This is a genomic window from Gillisella vitis (genome assembly GCF_021559775.1).
Classification (GTDB): domain Bacteria; phylum Pseudomonadota; class Alphaproteobacteria; order Rhizobiales; family Rhizobiaceae; genus Allorhizobium; species Allorhizobium ampelinum.
In genome coordinates, this window is the sequence record NZ_CP056050.1 from 12,877 (window position 1) to 27,799 (window position 14,923).

Annotated in this window: 13 protein-coding genes; 6 read left to right on the plus strand and 7 right to left on the minus strand. The window is 58.3% G+C overall.

Annotation, left to right across the window (positions count from 1 at the left end; translation table 11 throughout):
- Positions 1-44: 44 nt before the first annotated feature.
- Genes AVCG78_RS24335 through AVCG78_RS24350 form a run of 4 tightly spaced genes read right to left on the minus strand, consistent with a single transcriptional unit; the run spans position 45 to position 3,212 of the window.
- Complete coding sequence (locus tag AVCG78_RS24335; RefSeq protein WP_071204881.1) at positions 45-776, minus strand: DUF6602 domain-containing protein; 732 nt, start codon at positions 774-776, stop codon at positions 45-47.
- Positions 773-1,726: an AAA family ATPase gene (locus AVCG78_RS24340; protein ID WP_071204882.1), complete on the minus strand. Its 954-nt coding sequence runs from the start codon at positions 1,724-1,726 to the stop codon at positions 773-775. Before AVCG78_RS24340 ends, AVCG78_RS24335 begins: the two co-directional genes overlap by 4 nt.
- A complete protein-coding gene (locus AVCG78_RS24345) occupies positions 1,726-2,238 on the minus strand; it encodes an HORMA-1 domain-containing protein (protein ID WP_071204883.1) in 513 nt (170 codons plus the stop codon). Before AVCG78_RS24345 ends, AVCG78_RS24340 begins: the two co-directional genes overlap by 1 nt.
- A gap of 8 nt (positions 2,239-2,246) precedes the next feature.
- Entirely contained in the window at positions 2,247-3,212 is a 966-nt protein-coding gene (locus AVCG78_RS24350) for a CBASS oligonucleotide cyclase (RefSeq protein ID WP_071204884.1), read from the minus strand.
- Positions 3,213-3,327: 115 nt separating this feature from the next.
- Here AVCG78_RS24350 and AVCG78_RS24355 point away from each other — a divergent pair, with 115 nt between their 5' ends.
- Entirely contained in the window at positions 3,328-4,221 is an 894-nt protein-coding gene (locus AVCG78_RS24355) for a helix-turn-helix transcriptional regulator (protein ID WP_071585040.1), read from the plus strand.
- A 23-nt stretch (positions 4,222-4,244) separates the two neighbouring features.
- Here AVCG78_RS24355 and AVCG78_RS24360 read toward each other — a convergent pair whose 3' ends face one another.
- From AVCG78_RS24360 to AVCG78_RS24370, 3 genes are all read right to left on the minus strand, one after another.
- Positions 4,245-5,351 (minus strand): nucleotidyl transferase AbiEii/AbiGii toxin family protein, encoded by a 1,107-nt coding sequence (locus tag AVCG78_RS24360; RefSeq protein ID WP_071204886.1) that lies wholly within the window; start codon positions 5,349-5,351, stop codon positions 4,245-4,247.
- Complete coding sequence (locus tag AVCG78_RS24365; RefSeq protein WP_071204887.1) at positions 5,332-6,075, minus strand: DUF6088 family protein; 744 nt, start codon at positions 6,073-6,075, stop codon at positions 5,332-5,334. The genes AVCG78_RS24360 and AVCG78_RS24365 overlap by 20 nt, the downstream gene beginning before the upstream one ends.
- A 160-nt stretch (positions 6,076-6,235) precedes the next feature.
- Positions 6,236-7,057, minus strand: coding sequence for a hypothetical protein (locus tag AVCG78_RS24370; protein WP_071204888.1), 822 nt, complete (start codon positions 7,055-7,057; stop codon positions 6,236-6,238).
- A 165-nt stretch (positions 7,058-7,222) separates the two neighbouring features.
- On the opposite strand from AVCG78_RS24370, the gene AVCG78_RS24375 reads away from it, so the two are divergent.
- The 5 genes from AVCG78_RS24375 (at position 7,223) to AVCG78_RS24395 (ending at position 14,893) form a co-directional block, all read left to right on the plus strand.
- Positions 7,223-9,910, plus strand: coding sequence for a PD-(D/E)XK nuclease family protein (locus tag AVCG78_RS24375; RefSeq protein WP_071204889.1), 2,688 nt, complete (start codon positions 7,223-7,225; stop codon positions 9,908-9,910).
- Positions 9,910-11,976 carry a UvrD-helicase domain-containing protein gene (locus AVCG78_RS24380; protein WP_234617974.1) on the plus strand — a complete coding sequence of 689 codons (2,067 nt, stop codon included), beginning with the start codon at positions 9,910-9,912 and terminating at the stop codon, positions 11,974-11,976. Before AVCG78_RS24375 ends, AVCG78_RS24380 begins: the two co-directional genes overlap by 1 nt.
- 7 nt (positions 11,977-11,983) lie before the next feature.
- Positions 11,984-13,048, plus strand: a complete 1,065-nt coding sequence (locus tag AVCG78_RS24385) for a PD-(D/E)XK nuclease family protein (RefSeq protein WP_234617973.1) — start codon at positions 11,984-11,986, stop codon at positions 13,046-13,048.
- A 344-nt stretch (positions 13,049-13,392) separates the two neighbouring features.
- The gene (locus AVCG78_RS24390) at positions 13,393-14,292 is read left to right on the plus strand and encodes a hypothetical protein (RefSeq protein WP_143049410.1); all 900 of its coding nucleotides are present in this window, start codon (positions 13,393-13,395) and stop codon (positions 14,290-14,292) included.
- A gap of 25 nt (positions 14,293-14,317) precedes the next feature.
- Positions 14,318-14,893 (plus strand): hypothetical protein, encoded by a 576-nt coding sequence (locus AVCG78_RS24395; RefSeq protein WP_143049411.1) that lies wholly within the window; start codon positions 14,318-14,320, stop codon positions 14,891-14,893.
- Positions 14,894-14,923: the final 30 nt, after the last annotated feature.

A 14,923-nucleotide genomic window follows, 5' to 3' on the forward strand; every position in this document is an offset into this window, starting at 1 on the left:
TCGTATAATGGCGTGGAGATGTCGTTCGCTTTAGCCGTCGGCGACTAGCTCGGAAGATCTACATCAAGCCAACGCGCATAAGCCCGAATATCGATCATGGGAACAGTCGCCTGCTCCTGCAGCCGCGCAATCAATTCAAAGAGAAAAGCCGTCGCTGGTTTGCGCATGGGCGTTATCGTATTCTCTCGGTCGGCATCGCGTGCGAAGATTCCATGCGCGGCCACGCATCCCAAATCGAGCCGATCGGATTCGTCGCCGTCTGTGAGTGCCCTCGTGAGAGGATCGCCCAAGCCAGGCGACCAGTCACTTTCCAGCGTCAACAACCCGCCGATTATGTGCTGCAACGGCTTGGGCGGATATTTTCCGCCAGCATGTGGGATCGGCAAGCTTGTACGATGTAGGGATCGTACGCTCGCGACTTTATTTCGGGCATACGCGACCTGTTCGGAATTGATCGACTGCTTGGCCTCGAACACCGCATAAACGCTCTCAGCCGGAATGACGGTTTGGCCCTGAAAGGAAAAGATGAAGGGTGAATACTGGCGATCGAATACGACGACGTCGATTTGATCGCTGAAGGCACCTGTGCTGTCCACAACGTGGGCAGATGCTGCCTTGTATCGGGTGGGCAAATAGGTCTGCAACATCTCAAGCCAGACGGCCTCACTAGCTTCGCCCTTCGTTCCCGGATGGCCGAAAGCCTTGCGGGCGCGACCAAGGCGCTCCTGGATATCGTCATGCAGCTCCGAGAGGAGCGTCTGGATCGACCAACTCATCTTGCAACCTTTTCTGCGGGGACTTCGTCTCGGAACGCTGGCGTCGCCGTCATGGCCTTGGCGATCTGTACCGCGCGCATGCCTTCAACCGGCTTGTTCGGATACGCATCAAGTGCGATGGCCGGGAGCAAACGTTGGGTGAGATCGGAAAATGTGAAGCCTGGAACATCGCCGGCTGCGCCCGTTGCTTCCACGAGCATGTGTAACTGCTCTTTGGAAACCCCAAGCGGTCCGAGGCGGAGTGAAAGTATGTGAAGTCGCTGCTCTCGGTTCGGGCGTGCAAACGCTAGAATATCGGCCGCTCGACGCCGCACCGCGGGATCGAGTGCATTAAGCCGGTTCGTGCACATGATGACAGCCGCGGGCAACCGCAGGTTTGCAAGCCGATCAATGCCTCTGATGAAAGCATTGACTCCTGCCCGGTCTTCATGGTGCATCTGCGCGGCCTCTCGCGACTGCGCCAAGGCGTCGGCTTCGTCAACAAGCAGGATGATACCACCTTTGGCTTTGCGTTCTCCCTTGAGTTTGGCTGCCGCTTGTACCGTGTGCTCGAACGCAGCCGATAATAGCTGGGTCATCTCGCCGACGCGGCCTTGACCGCGCGTAGCGAGACTGAGCGGAAAGAGAGTGATCTCGATCTCTTCCTGCCGAGCGACGGCATCCCCAATCGTCTCGGCGAGCTCGGTCTTACCCGATCCGACATCTCCAGCAAGGACAACGAGCGGCGGGCGACGCAGGATGACGTCGAGCAACGGTCGCGCTTCCGCTGCATGAAATCGAGTAGCCCATTTTTCAAGCCCTTGCGGATTGACCATGAGGCCGAGGATTTTTGCTAGGCGTGACTTTTGGTCATCAAGACCGACGAGTCGCGCGAGTCGCTCCTGGGGCTCGAAATCAGGATAACTTTGACGGCGTTCGAAGAGTTCATCCAGCCCAGGCATGTTCTGCATCAGTAGCTCCTTACGCACGAGCGATCGAGTGCCCGACCACCGGCAGAGTAGGTGCGGTCGGAGGCGAAATAGCCGTTCACCGGCGGTTCAGTCCCGGTGGAACGTTGAAAGGGAAGCCCACTTTTGAAAGCGTCACGATCGCTTTGAGGCAGCGCAAAATAGGCGTCCGTGTAAGCCAAGAAACTGGTGAAAGATGCGCCGGAGACATCTTTGCCGGGACGAATTTTACCGGGATCGTCGTCATTTGCCGTGCCATTGGCAAGATCGCGCGCGGTGTACTTCAGCGTCGGTTCGATCCAGGAGCCGTCGCGCTTGAAGCCATAGGTTACAGACGACAGATAGCCCGCCTTCATCATAGCAACGGCCTCGGCCTCATAATCGGCGATGGTCTGATCGGTTGGTTTGCCATAAAACCGCTGAATGCGTTTAAGGTCAGTCGCAATCTTTACGGCCATGTGGCGCGCATGCGTGACGGTGAATGTTGTGCTTTCTGTATAGCTGTAGCTGGACATTGCAGCCCTCAGACCTGGAACGTTGAACCGAAGACCTTCTGCCAGTAGCCGACGGTCAGTTGCTTGTTGGGGGCCGCCAATGCGGCGTCGATCGCGTCGCCAGCATCGAGCGCGGCATCGACGATGTCGTCCATGTTGGCGCCTGTGTAGAGGCGCGAGACATTGTTCACAGCGTTCACCGGATCGATGATCCGCATAGGTTCGGAGAATGAGCCAATGCTGGAGAGCGGATAGTAGTCAGAGAAGGCGATCCGCTCTTTGAGGCCGCTCGTCGCGATGTAGGTGAAGAAGTGCTGCAGCGCTTCGGGATAGTCGGACAAATCAAGACCATCATCGCAGAGTTTGGCCATGATCAGCTCGATCATGAACGATTTGAAACGGAAGCCGTCGCGCTCTTGTTTTTGGCGGCGCGCCCAGAATTTTACGAGCCTGACGACCTGGGCAAAATGCTTCTCTTGCGCCTTCTTTCGCTTGCCCGCGAATTCCAGATGAAGGGGAATGCTGGTCTTGAGGAATGATCCGTCATCCTGGCTCACCAGGTTTCCATACCATTGTGGATCACCATCGTAGAGGATCGGGACGACATCGACGTCCAACCCGGATCCGCGGAAAGAGACTGTTACCGAGTAAGTCTGGGGCGTCACCTGATCGGCTGCGAAGTTTGGAAAAGCCTTGCGCAGTCGCTCGGCGAGGTAAGCGAGCAGGGCGCTCACAGAATGGGGTGCATCAGCACCGCTGATATAGCAGGCAACGTCAATGTCGTTGAGGGAACGCAGTGAAGTTCCTTTTGCCAGGCTGCCCGAAAGCATCATCTTGCGAAGCGTGAAGTCAGGATGCTCGTCGAGATACGATTCCAGCTTTTCCCGCAGCCGTCGCGCCTGTGCACGATATTCTTGCGCCTTATCTTGAGGGAGGTTCACACGCTCCTCAGCAAAGCTCAATATCTCTTGATGCCCTACATGCTCACGGCTCATACCCATCTCCAAAAATGGCGTGCCCTTGACTTCCAAGCCAAGATACTAGATTCCTGAGTTATCCCGATAAGAACTATATGGGTATAAAAAATGCACCCGTCAAGGAATTATATGCATGGTTGATGAGAAGCGTCCATGGACACAAAATCAACGCTTCGAATTCATCGAGTGGAAGCTGTTCTGGGAAGGGGCACTCAACCGAAGTGACCTGGAGGAAATGTTTCAGATTTCGACGCCCCAAGCGTCCATCGACTTGCGTCGCTATCGGGAATTGGCTGGCGACAACATTGCCTATGACGCAACGGACAAGACGTTCAAACCGACAAGCGGTATTAAGCCATCGTTCCTGAGGGTTTCTGCCGACCGGCTCCTGCTACAGCTGCGTGCACTGCTGACGGGTGCTCTTCCAAGGCGTGAGATATGGTTTCGAGATCTGCCGCCAATCGATATGGCGCCTGATATTGTGCGACATGTGGATCCCGATTGCTTGCGTACCATTCTCGCGGCAATTCGCTCCAAGCACTCTATCGAGGTTCGCTATCAATCTTTGACCAATTCCCGAATCAGGGAGATCGCGCCTCATGCACTCGCCTTCGATGGCTACAGGTGGCACGTTCGTGCCTGGGCGTGCGATCGCGATGATTTTCGCGACTTCGTTTTGACGCGCATTGATCAGATTAAGCCAGGTACACCCGCAGACTTCGATTCTGAAGACGACCTGGAATGGAACACGGTTGTTTCGCTGGATCTTCGTCCGCATCCCGGTCTAACGGAAGACCAGGCACTCGCCATTCAGCGCGACTACGCGATGACCGACGGCCAGCGGGTAATCGAAGTGCGGCTATCCATGGCATATTACTTCATCATGCGGATGAATCTGGATCTTACAGATCTCCCCCCGGCACGGGCTCAAATTTGTCTGCATAATCTTGAGGCGATTCAGAGCAATATTGGAGCGGCGAGAGCTGGGTCGAAGCGGCGAATCGTTGACCGGAAAAATCGGAAATGAGCCTCGTTTCGCGAGTCGATCGATTATGCTGTTGCGGTGGAGTCCTTGTTGAGGAATCTCTCGAGATCCTGAATGCTCCTCATCACCTCGTCAAAAGTCGGTGGCGTTCCAAAAATCATTGCCGACATGCGATCATAGTCGGCCGCGAGCTTCCTGAGCATGTCCTCAGTCGGAACCAGTCGATACGAGCCGGGCACTGCTCGGTCGTAGCGATGGTCGGGAGCGCGGAACATCAGCTCCTTATGTTTCCGGCTCGCTTCAGCGAGTTCATGCATCGATGCGGTGGAGACTCCGTAGTCTCGATGGTTCCAGATCTGATGAACGTCGTAGTAGTGGCGTGAATACCGATTGAGATCCGGCACCTTGCGTTCCGGGTCCGCGTCATGCGTCCGCTTCTCGGTCGTCTCCGTCATAGCGTGCAGAATCAGCACCTTTTCCCAAAAGGTGCGATCTGGCTTCACCGTCATGACATTCGGGACCGAGGGCGGCGGGTCGGCCCGCAGTTCCGAAGCGATATACGGCACGATCGTGCGTGGCTCAGCTGGCACTGGATCAGGTCGGGCGCCGCCCTCGATTCGGACGGCTGCCTCGACATATCCGCCGGTAGTATCGAATACGCTCCCGTAGCCAACGACCAGGATATCGAGCGCCTCCTTGTCTCGAAAAGCGTCGTAGCCAAAGTTGAGCGAGAAATGTCCCGGCCGATCGGCCACCGCCTCGACCTCTTCGATCTCCCGCGCCAACATATCCCGCAGCGGACCCGAGATATACTTCCGGGCCGCCTCATCGACTTCCTCGGCAAGCGCCTTCTGCTGCTTCGTCACCGAGCCGAGCGCTTCAATATCCTTCTCGAGCGGCACCCCGAGATCCGCTTTGTAGATGCCAATGTCGATGTCCTCCGAAAATCGCCGGATCAGCCCGTATGCCTTGCTGAGGCTGGTGCCTCCCTTGAAATAGAGACCGACGCTTGCGTCCCGGCGCCGATTGAAGAGAAAATCGAGTATCCAACAGACGTAAAGATCCTTCTCGACGTTCTCGGCCCGTGTCTTCAGCTCGGAGGCAGCGGCTGCAAACAGAGAGCGCTGTTCGTCATCGGTCGACCGCAGGATCTCAATGAACATCGGATGCATGGTCTTCCTTCACGTCGCCGTCGGGGGTCCGTTCCGTTCGCTCATTCGCCGCGGGAAGGCTTGCGATGATGGCGTTGACCACCGGATACATCCAAGCTGGCAACGCCTGGATATTCTCGCGGAGGTCCTCGACGATCTCCGGTCGTTGAGGGCTTTTGACGAGATGACGGACTATTCCGTGGCCGGCTGCCGTGATGTTCGAACGATCATCCCGAAACCAGCTCAACGCCTGGACGATCCGCATCGCTGGCCGACCTGCCCAGAAGGCCGTCTTCGCCGCGATACGCTTGAATTCGAGAGTATAGATCACCGGCTTGGAGGCGAACGGATCGCCGGCGTTTGCCTCGATCTCGATCGTGCGCGGATAGGTGTCCGCGTAGATCGTAGAGCGGGCAGGGACGGCGGTCGTCAACCCGAGATCGTTGGCGGCGGTCATTCCGTCGACCAGCACCCGCAGCTTGTCACGCCGGGCGATCGCGTCAATGTAGGAAGAGCGCGGCGGAAACACCATCTTGCCGGTTAGACGACTGGCACCGGGCTTGTCGTACAGGCCACGATAGGGGCGGCGAATGTCGCCTCGATGGACAAGCCGCTGCAAGGCTTTCTCGACTGCGTTCGGCGTCCCAATGTCGAGAAAGTCCGCCCGCGACCAGACGCCTGCTGGCGCGGCCTTTTCAATCCGGTCATGAATCCGGTCGAGCGTATCGGATGTGGGATCTGGCATATCGGGCCTGCTTTCTGACCGAAAATTATATAGAAATATTGGTCAGCGACAAGGATCTAGTTTCCACTGACCAAAATTTGTATCAAAATATTGGTCAGTGGATGGCGCGCTTTATACCCTCCTGCCGAACGACCAATCGCGCTCCCGATGCCAAAGTGTGCTAGGCCAAAGCAATCCGCAACTTCATGAGCTGTCGTGCAAAGGGTACGAACAGTTGAAGGTAGGTATAGACCTGCTCGCGATTGGGCGGCATGGCGCCGGTTGGATGACCGGCTTCATTCCGAGCAATCCTCAACACCGACTGGATCAGGCTGAGGTTCGTATCGAGATCCTCAAAATCCTTCTTCGGCGTGAGCTGTGATTGTATCGGCTTTAGCGCTGCCTGAAACTTTGTGATGCGGGTGCGAATAAATCCATCTTTCGCCGCCGCGGCGAAAGTATTGGGATGCTGGGTGCTGGCGCCCGCAATGTCAAGGAGGCGGAGGAACTCGCTCTCGGCGGCAACACCGAGCATCACACATGCGCTCAAAAGACAGTCTGCGTAGAAAGCCGCGACTGCCTCTTCAAGATAAACGACGGCATCGTTGCTGATATCCGGCACTTCTTTCTTGATGATCGCGATAAAGGAGGCGGTATCGTGAAAACGATTAGGCGACTGTGAGCCGAGCGTCCGGCTTCCGAAATGGCTCAAGCGAAAGAATGGCCAGTTGGCGTTTGCATTGTCGAGGCCGAGTGTGATGTAGCCCTGCCTGAAAAGGTCCCAGAAGACATCTCGAACCAGCTCGCTATCGTGGGGATTCGGACGCGTGCCTATCGAACCGTAGACTGAGCCTCCAGCGGTACCATCGCGCCGGGCGAACACCTCAGCGACACCGGATACCAATGCGCTGAACTGCGACGGTTCGTACTCCACGTTTTCCTTGCCAAGCAGGATTTCGATCACGACCTCTCGAATTTCTTCGTAGCTATGTGGAACTGACATGAGCTTCCCATGGAGAAAAGGCGTGTGCGAAATACACAGCATCAGTTTCTACCGATACGAGCCAGCATTTCCAATGCTAAATTTCTGTGTTTCAAGCTACGAGAGATCTCGTATGGTAAGCCAGATTCGTGCAATCTAAAGTAGGGGAGAATCGGGAAACAAGACATGCATCTCATATTCGGCTTGGCAGCGGATGGTCGAGTTTATCCCGACGCACATGACGCGTCCGGAAGTTTGGATAAGGATGTCGTCGGACCTTTGGGTCTGGTCCAAACGCTTGAAATGCAGCTCGGAATGCTTGCACCGAGCGTGTCGAAGGCGGTGCGCATTTCGACCTATCTCGCCAAGCTTCGCTCTTGCGGTGGCGACCGCTTCTGGGTCTCCTCCTTCTCGAAAGATCCCTGGTCGACGGCGGCAGCAGTCCTCGAGTGGCGCGATATGCTAGTGGGCGGCGGCTGGCGCGGTGCCGCGATCGGCAGCACCCGGCTCGACGATCTCGCCGCAGTAGAGGCGATTGAGCCGACATTGCCGGCGGGCCTGGAAGACCGCGCCATTGCTTTGCTCGAAGTCCTCAGGACGCGCCCTGGCCTGAGAATTCGGCAAATCGGTCTGGCAGACCGGCGCGATCTTCTGCCGCCACTATGGGCTCGTATGTTTGCGGCTCTCGAGGCCATCGGGATCACGATCTTTGACTACGAGCAGCCCGAACTGGCGACAGAGGCCTCAGACCTGCACATGGTGCAGAGGGTTCTGTCAGGCGAGCCCGCCCAACCACTTGCCGGCGACGGCACTTTCACAATGGTTGAAGCCGATACGGAACTCATGGCGGCTGAAACGGTCGCGGACTGGTTAGCTGCCGTGCCGTCGGAGGACCTCCACGGAACGGTCATTCTCGCTGCGGACGGTGATACCGCGCTCCTCGACCATGCCTTACGGGCAAGGGGCGTTCCAGCCCTCGGACTCTCCGCGTCATCGCCTTGGCGCGGAGCGTTGCAGGTCCTTCCTTTGGCTTTTGCCGCCGCGTGGCAGCCCTTCGACCCACGCGTGCTTCTGAACCTCTTCCTCCTTCCGCGGCCGCCTGTTGCGGCCTGGGTAGCGCGTCGGCTCGCTCGCGCGCTCGGCGAAGAGCCTGGCGTCGGTGGCCGCGTTTGGCGGGAAGCATGGGCGCAAATCGAGGGTCGCCTGCTCGAAATCAACACGCAGTCCGACGCGGATACAGCGCGCCGGAAAACCGACAAGACGCTGATGGAATGGCAAGCATGGACGGAGGTCGGCCGCTTTGCGAGAAGCGAGGGGATTCCACTGTCGGAGGCGATGGCGATCTGCGGAAGAGTGACCGCTTGGGCGATGCGTTCGGACGGTGGGGAGGGCGATCGCTTGCTGATGGCAGTTTCGAATGCTGCAGCCGCTGTGTCTGACGCCCTGAGCCGTCTGGAGCTTTCGGTGATTCCCGCCCTCCTTCTCGAGCGGGTTGTCTTGCAAGTCCTGTCGGAAGGCGTTCCCAATCCAGGCCATTTCGCGGAAGCTGGCGCTGTTCGTGCCATCAAGGCACCGGGAGCATTGTGGTCCTCGGCACAGCGCGTCATCTGGTGGAACTTTGTCGGCCCTGGCGAGAAGATCGCCCTCACACCGTGGGATAATGCCGAGCGTGAAGCGCTCATTGCCAATGGAGTGGAGATCGAAGCTTCACCAACGATTGCACGCCGGATCGAGGCAGCCCACAGCGGCGTCATCCGGCGTGCTTATGGAAGCGTCATTCTCGTGCATCCAGCGCTTGCACGTGATGAGCAGACGACGGTTCATCCCCTGGCGCATCGTTTGCGGCCTCTTTTGAAGGAAAGCGGATCAGCGATCAGCTTCAAGGCCGAACGGCTGCTGCATGAACCCGATGCTGTGCTTGCCGGCAGGATGCTCGCCCGACAGCTTTCCGAACGCCAAATGCAGCCGCCCGCCGGGGTTCCGGTCTGGACGATACCGCCGGGAACGACACGCCTTGCCGACACCCGTCGCGAGAGCGCGACTTCGTTGACACGGATGTTGAACTGTCAATTGAGCTGGTTCGCCCAAGATATTCTCAATCTTCGGCCGGGGCGTTTTGCGGAAATCCCAGGCACGGACCAGCTCTTCGGAAATCTCGCCCACGAGATCGCTCGCCGGCTGCTCCTTCCGGGCGCGCCACCGGCCGAAGCCGGTATCAAGAGGGAAGCAATCAGGCATTTTGAAAGCCTGCTTCCCGAGATCGCAGCTCCGCTCCTCCAGCCCGAACATGCCGGAGAACTCGCGGCCGCTCGCGAAATGGTGCCACGCGCCTTGGAGGCGCTTGTACGCCTGCTCCATGGTCAAGGTTTGGAGATTGTGGGTTCGGAACTCGATCGGGAAGGGATCCAAGGGCAGCTGCTCCTTCAGGGCAGGCTCGATCTCCTTGTTCGCCGCGGCGACCGGATCGCAGTTCTCGACCTCAAATGGACCCGCTCCGAACGGCGATACAGGGAGGAGGTCGCGTCGGGGCGTGCCATTCAGCTGGCCGTCTATCGCGGGCTTTCGGCAGGCGACGGAACTGGTGCTCCTGGCGGCTATTTCCTGCTGCGCCAGCGACGCCTCGTTGCCGGCCCAGGCTCCATCCTGACCGACAGCCCGATCGAAGCGGATATCGATGACCTCGCCACACTTGGTCATGTGATGAATGACTGGCGTCTGTGGCACGACCTCACCACGTCGGGGACGCTGATTGCCGCCGGTTTCCCGGACACCGCAGATCTGCGCCCCGCCGGGCTCGCCATTGAAGCAGTCAAGGAACCCTGCCGGTTTTGCAATTTGCGCGGCCTCTGTCGCGTTTACCAGGAGCTCATTTGATGTCGCGACTGACGACCATTACCGCTGCGGCGGGCGCCGGAAAGACGACCAGGATCGTCAACGATATCGCAGAGGATGTCTTAGTTCGCACGCCCGAACAGATCCTTGCGACGACGTTTACGATCAAGGCGGCAGATGAACTCGTCGAACGCGCCCGCGCCAAACTATTCGAGCAGGGCAAGGCGGACACCGCCGCCCAATTGCTCGGTGCACGCTTTGGCACCGTCAATGCGGTCTGCAGCCAGATCGTCAACGAATTCGCAATCGACCTTGGCCGCTCGCCGTCGACCAATGTCATCGGCGAATCCAACATGTCGCTGGTGTTCAGCGTGGCTGCCGATGCAGCGATCGCCGCACGTGCAGAGGTCCTGAACGAGCTTTCCGACCGTTTCGGCTGCAACGATCCGCGTGCCCCTGGAACCGGGGAGCCGCCGGACTGGCGCCGGACGGTCCGCAACATCGCGACCCTCAGCCGGGCAAACGGAATTGAGGCCGGACAGTTGGCCTTGTCGGCACAGCGATCGACGGAGAGCTTTCTAGCATGCTTCCCGCCTCCGGCCGCAGACGGCGCGGACCTGGATACGGCACTGGCTAGCGCCTTGAGGGACGCCGTCGAAATGCGCCCCGCGGTCGTGAGCAGCACCGGAGCGGATTCGGTCGAGACGATCAGAGCGGCGCATGACCGAATTTTGCGCGGCGAAACGCTGAGCTGGCCGACATGGGCGCGCCTGACCAAGGTGAAATGCGCGCCGACCAAGGATGGGCAGCCTTATAATCAGGCACTGAGCCGCCTGATCGCTGCGGCGGGACGACACAGCGAACATCCGCGGCTCCGGTCCGAATGCGAACAGTTTATCACCGAGACGTTCGATTGCGCAGCCGAGGCGTTGACCGCCTATCAGGATTGGAAGGCCGAGCGTGGGTTGCTCGACTTCACTGATCAGGAAGCCCTCGCGCTGGAGATTCTGAAGACACCTGACTTGGCCGCAAGGCTCAGGGAACGTATCAGCCGTGTTTTCGTCGATGAGTTCCAGGACTCAAGCCCCCTCCAGCTTGTTGTTTTCACGCTTCTTGGCGAGCTGGTCGAAGAGAGCACCTGGGTCGGTGATCCGAAACAGGCGATCTACGGCTTTCGCGGTGCCGACACCGAGCTGACCCAGGCTGCATTCCTGGGTGCTGGCGGAAGGCCCGAAGACAATCCGGTCCTGTCCAAGTCCTGGCGGAGCCGAAAAAGCTTGGTCGATCTCTTCAACGCGATGTTCACGCCGGTCTTCGAACGGATGGGACTGCCGGCAGAGCAGCATGCATTTTCGGATACAGGCTTCGATAAGCCCTCCGCCGGCTGGTGGTGGCTGATCGGCAAGCTCGAAGAGCAGGCGCAAGCCCTTGCGGAGGGCATCCGGCAATGCCTGGCTGACGCTGACAGCTGGCTCGTCGAGGACGACAAGCACGATCACCGGCCGATCACGCCGGGCGACATTGCCATTCTTTGTCGCTCCAATGCGGATGTGGGCCGTGTTGCTGCCGCCCTCAGCCGTGCCGGTCTTCCGGTCGCAGTCGAACGGTCCGGGCTGGCGCGTACGCCGCATGTCGAGTTCGTGCTCGCCGCTTGTCGGCGCGTGGCCGACGCGACGGACCGCCTGGCACTCGCCGAGCTTGTCCGGTTCTTTGCCGATGACGCCGGCTCCGACGCGTGGCTGGAGGCTGCTACCTCCGACGATGCCGACACAGCACTGCGCGCCGAAGTGCCAATATCGGACGCGCTCGAACTGCTCGCGGGTCAACTGCTCAATTTCACGCCGGGCGAACTGGTCGACGCCGTTCTCGCCTTGCCGGCTCTGATGAGCCATATCGAGAGCTGGGGCGATACGGCGATGCGCTTCGACGACCTCGAGGCTCTACGTGGCTTCTCTCGCGCCTACGAAGAGGAGTGCACAGCATCTGGCTCGCCGGCGACCCTACAGGGGCTTCTACTGGCGCTTGAGGGTGCCGAGCCGAAGCGGCCTCCGAGCCTTGCCAGTGACGCGATCCAGGTCATGACTTATCACGGATTCGAAGGGCCTTGAATGGCCGATGACTGTCCTGACCGGCCTTTCCTGGGAATCGAAGGCGCGGCTGTTTGAGCCGGTTGCAGAAACGACAGACGAGCTCGATTGGCGCAATCCTCTATCGGAGCGGTGGATCCGCTTCTGGCCGCAGCCTTACGGCCAAAGCGGAAAAGGCAGCGCGATCGACGTGGCAGCCGCCAGCTCGCAGATTGGCCGCCGTGCATTGCAACGCGCAGTCGAGGAAGACACGAGGCTTCTCTATGTCGGCGCTACCCGAGCCCGCGACTATCTGATCTTTGCGCCGCCGGCGAAAGGACCTCTCAGCTGGCTGAGCCTGCTCAATGCGCCTGACGCGGCCGCGCATCTTGTTCCTCCCCCGATTGACGACAACCAGCTCGGAATCGGGAGCCAGAATTTCACGGTCGATGTGAGGGCTCTTTCAACGAGTGGAGGGGCGGCGGACCGTGTGACGCCGCGCACCTTCGTTCGGGCGCGAATGATCGAACGGCCGGTTCGCCCGCCGCTGTTCCTCAAACCAAGCGACGCGGAAGGCGGAAGCTGGAGGGTCGTCGAAAGGGTGGAACTTGGCGGAAGGCTGCCGATAGACGGGATCGCAGATATCACGGCGCTGGGCGAAGCACTTCATTCCGTCATCGGCTATGACGATCCGGACCGCGACAGAAACCAGAGGCTCGCCGATGCGACGGCGATCCTGAGCCGTTGGAACGTCAACGGTTTTAAATCGGATGATGCGCTCATCGCGAGTGACAGGCTGGTAGCCTGGCGCCGCGTCCGATGGCCCGCAGGCACCGGAACCGCGGAGGTGCCTGTCATCGCGCCGGCTGCCGATCAGGTCCTCAAGGGCCGCATCGACATGCTGGTCGAAACAGAAACTGATTTCGCTATTATCGACCACAAGAGCTTTCCCGGCCGCTTTGAGCTCTGGGAAGAACGCGCCATTGGTCACGCGCCGCAGCTTGCTGCTTATGCAGGCGCCGTGGAGACAATCACCGGACGACGCTGCTCGGAACTCTGGATCCACATGCCGATCGTCGGCGCGCTGTTTCGCCTCGCTCCTGCTGAAGGGTGAGGCGAACGTATCGTCTGCCTGGCTTGATCCAGCGATCGTTCGGCCTATTCGCGCGCCTGTCACGGCGGTTTCTGAGGGGCAGGTGAAACCGGTTCTGATAGTGGACTAAGAAGGATTTGGGCGTTTTCTGAAAAATACGAATGGTCCGACCGGACAACGACCGGGCCACAATTTTGTTCATGCTCTTCGCCTTAGATTGGTAGCTAGAGCTCGGAATATCTAACGCAAGACGTGAGATTCCTCTGGATTATAAAAAAGGAATTCGTAAGATTGCAGAGGTGAGATTGGCCTATATATAGTTGCAAACGACCTTGAAATATTTGGGCAGCATGTAAGGGGCTGGTGTGGCAGAAGACGATTCGAAAGATAAGGCTCCGTCTGGAAAGCCAGAAGGTGACGATCGTCCCTCAGTGCATGTTCATCTTGCACCCGAAACTTCCTCGAAATCGTTCGATGAGCTGACCCGACGGGTCGAGGCACTCGAAAAAGCGGCGAAAAAGCCATTTTATACAGATAAGAGCTTTTGGATCGGGATCATAACGATTCCCCTCATTTTTGCGGGGGGATGGACCGTGAAACTAGCCACTGATCGGCCTTTCCTCTTGCGAGAAATCCACCGGCTCCTGGGGACTGAGCCTGCCCTTGTCGCTGCGCTTGATGAGAATAAAAATAGCTTTAAAGATGCGGTGGTAGCACTCAACAAAGACCGCTTGCCATTGCTAACGACGCTATTCAAGGTCGGGCTTTTGCCGGAGAGAGCACAAAACTTGAGCTGCACTCCAGACCCCAGTGATCCCAAGAAAGCAAAGTTCCGCTGCAGTGTGCCAGATGGAGCATTTATCAGCGTCGCCGATGCCCCTCTTCAAGTCGGCGCGGCGACAAAAGCTGATATCGGAATTGTCGTTAATGTTACCGAAAATCAATATAACGACGACGGATCCCGAAAAGATCAAGCAGATCGAACAGAGCTGCTGGAAAGCAAGCAATTGATTAGGGTCGCCGTCAACGGCAAGGACCTCACGTTATCCGAGCGCTCTCGCTGGTCGCCCAGGTTGGATTTGGGAGATAAGAAGATAGGTTTCGCCAGATATACGTTCAGCTGCTTCAAGTTTGGCGCTCCTGATGTGCCGGATTTTCCTATGAACACACTCTCTGTTTCGGTTTCGAATGCAGCCAGCCGCTACTACTCCATCACCGTCGGCGTTTTGGTATCGGAGCATCGCGATGAATGCGAGAAGACCTAGAATGATGCGCGACAGGAGAAGACACGTGTACGTAGGCTTAATTGCGTGCGGCCTTGCCGTTCCCAACATCCTGTGTGCTCAAAATCTCGACAGCCAACGCCGAGCGCTCGACGTCATCGCCGACACGTCTTCTCACCTGTGCGAAAACCTCCCATCGAGCGGTGAGGTCGTGCCCAGCGAAATTAGTAGAAACGTTCAGGTGCAGCTTTTTGATTTGTACTCGAAACTTGCTGCCGCAGGCTTTGACGCAAAAAGTTTTCCCCAGCAGAATTATCAATCAGTTATCGAAAATCAGATCGCCGCAACCTTAGCAAACAATGCGCAATGCGAGGTTGAGGTCTTTCGTTCGCTGAGTGCGCTGATCATCGCCAAGCCTGCTACGCTGAAACCTTTCTCCGTGACAAGGGAATCGGGATGGCGAGGTGGCGGCGGAAGTCCCGATCGATGGTGCACCGATCTTACGTCAATATTGAGGGGCGAGAACCCGGGAGCGGTCTTCCGGATCATATCCAAGTCGGAGACTAGCGAAAGCCGGTGTAAACCGTTTAATTGTCCGCAGTATAATTACGTCTGCACGGTAGAGGTCACACCATCGAAATGAGTGGGCGGGGTCGCGATCCGGCGTCGACGG

Excerpts from the sequence above, each read along its gene's own strand:
- AVCG78_RS24345 (WP_071204883.1), bottom strand. The coding sequence starts at position 2,238 with ATGTCCAGCTACAGCTATACAGAAAGCACAACATTCACCGTCACGCAT.
- AVCG78_RS24375 (WP_071204889.1), top strand. The coding sequence starts at position 7,223 with ATGCATCTCATATTCGGCTTGGCAGCGGATGGTCGAGTTTATCCCGAC.
- AVCG78_RS24360 (WP_071204886.1), bottom strand. The coding sequence starts at position 5,351 with ATGCATCCGATGTTCATTGAGATCCTGCGGTCGACCGATGACGAACAG.
- AVCG78_RS24335 (WP_071204881.1), bottom strand. The coding sequence starts at position 776 with ATGAGTTGGTCGATCCAGACGCTCCTCTCGGAGCTGCATGACGATATC.
- AVCG78_RS24385 (WP_234617973.1), top strand. The coding sequence starts at position 11,984 with ATGACTGTCCTGACCGGCCTTTCCTGGGAATCGAAGGCGCGGCTGTTT.
- AVCG78_RS24340 (WP_071204882.1), bottom strand. The coding sequence starts at position 1,726 with ATGCAGAACATGCCTGGGCTGGATGAACTCTTCGAACGCCGTCAAAGT.
- AVCG78_RS24350 (WP_071204884.1), bottom strand. The coding sequence starts at position 3,212 with ATGAGCCGTGAGCATGTAGGGCATCAAGAGATATTGAGCTTTGCTGAG.
- AVCG78_RS24380 (WP_234617974.1), top strand. The coding sequence starts at position 9,910 with ATGTCGCGACTGACGACCATTACCGCTGCGGCGGGCGCCGGAAAGACG.
- AVCG78_RS24365 (WP_071204887.1), bottom strand. The coding sequence starts at position 6,075 with ATGCCAGATCCCACATCCGATACGCTCGACCGGATTCATGACCGGATT.
- AVCG78_RS24355 (WP_071585040.1), top strand. The coding sequence starts at position 3,328 with ATGGTTGATGAGAAGCGTCCATGGACACAAAATCAACGCTTCGAATTC.
- AVCG78_RS24370 (WP_071204888.1), bottom strand. The coding sequence starts at position 7,057 with ATGTCAGTTCCACATAGCTACGAAGAAATTCGAGAGGTCGTGATCGAA.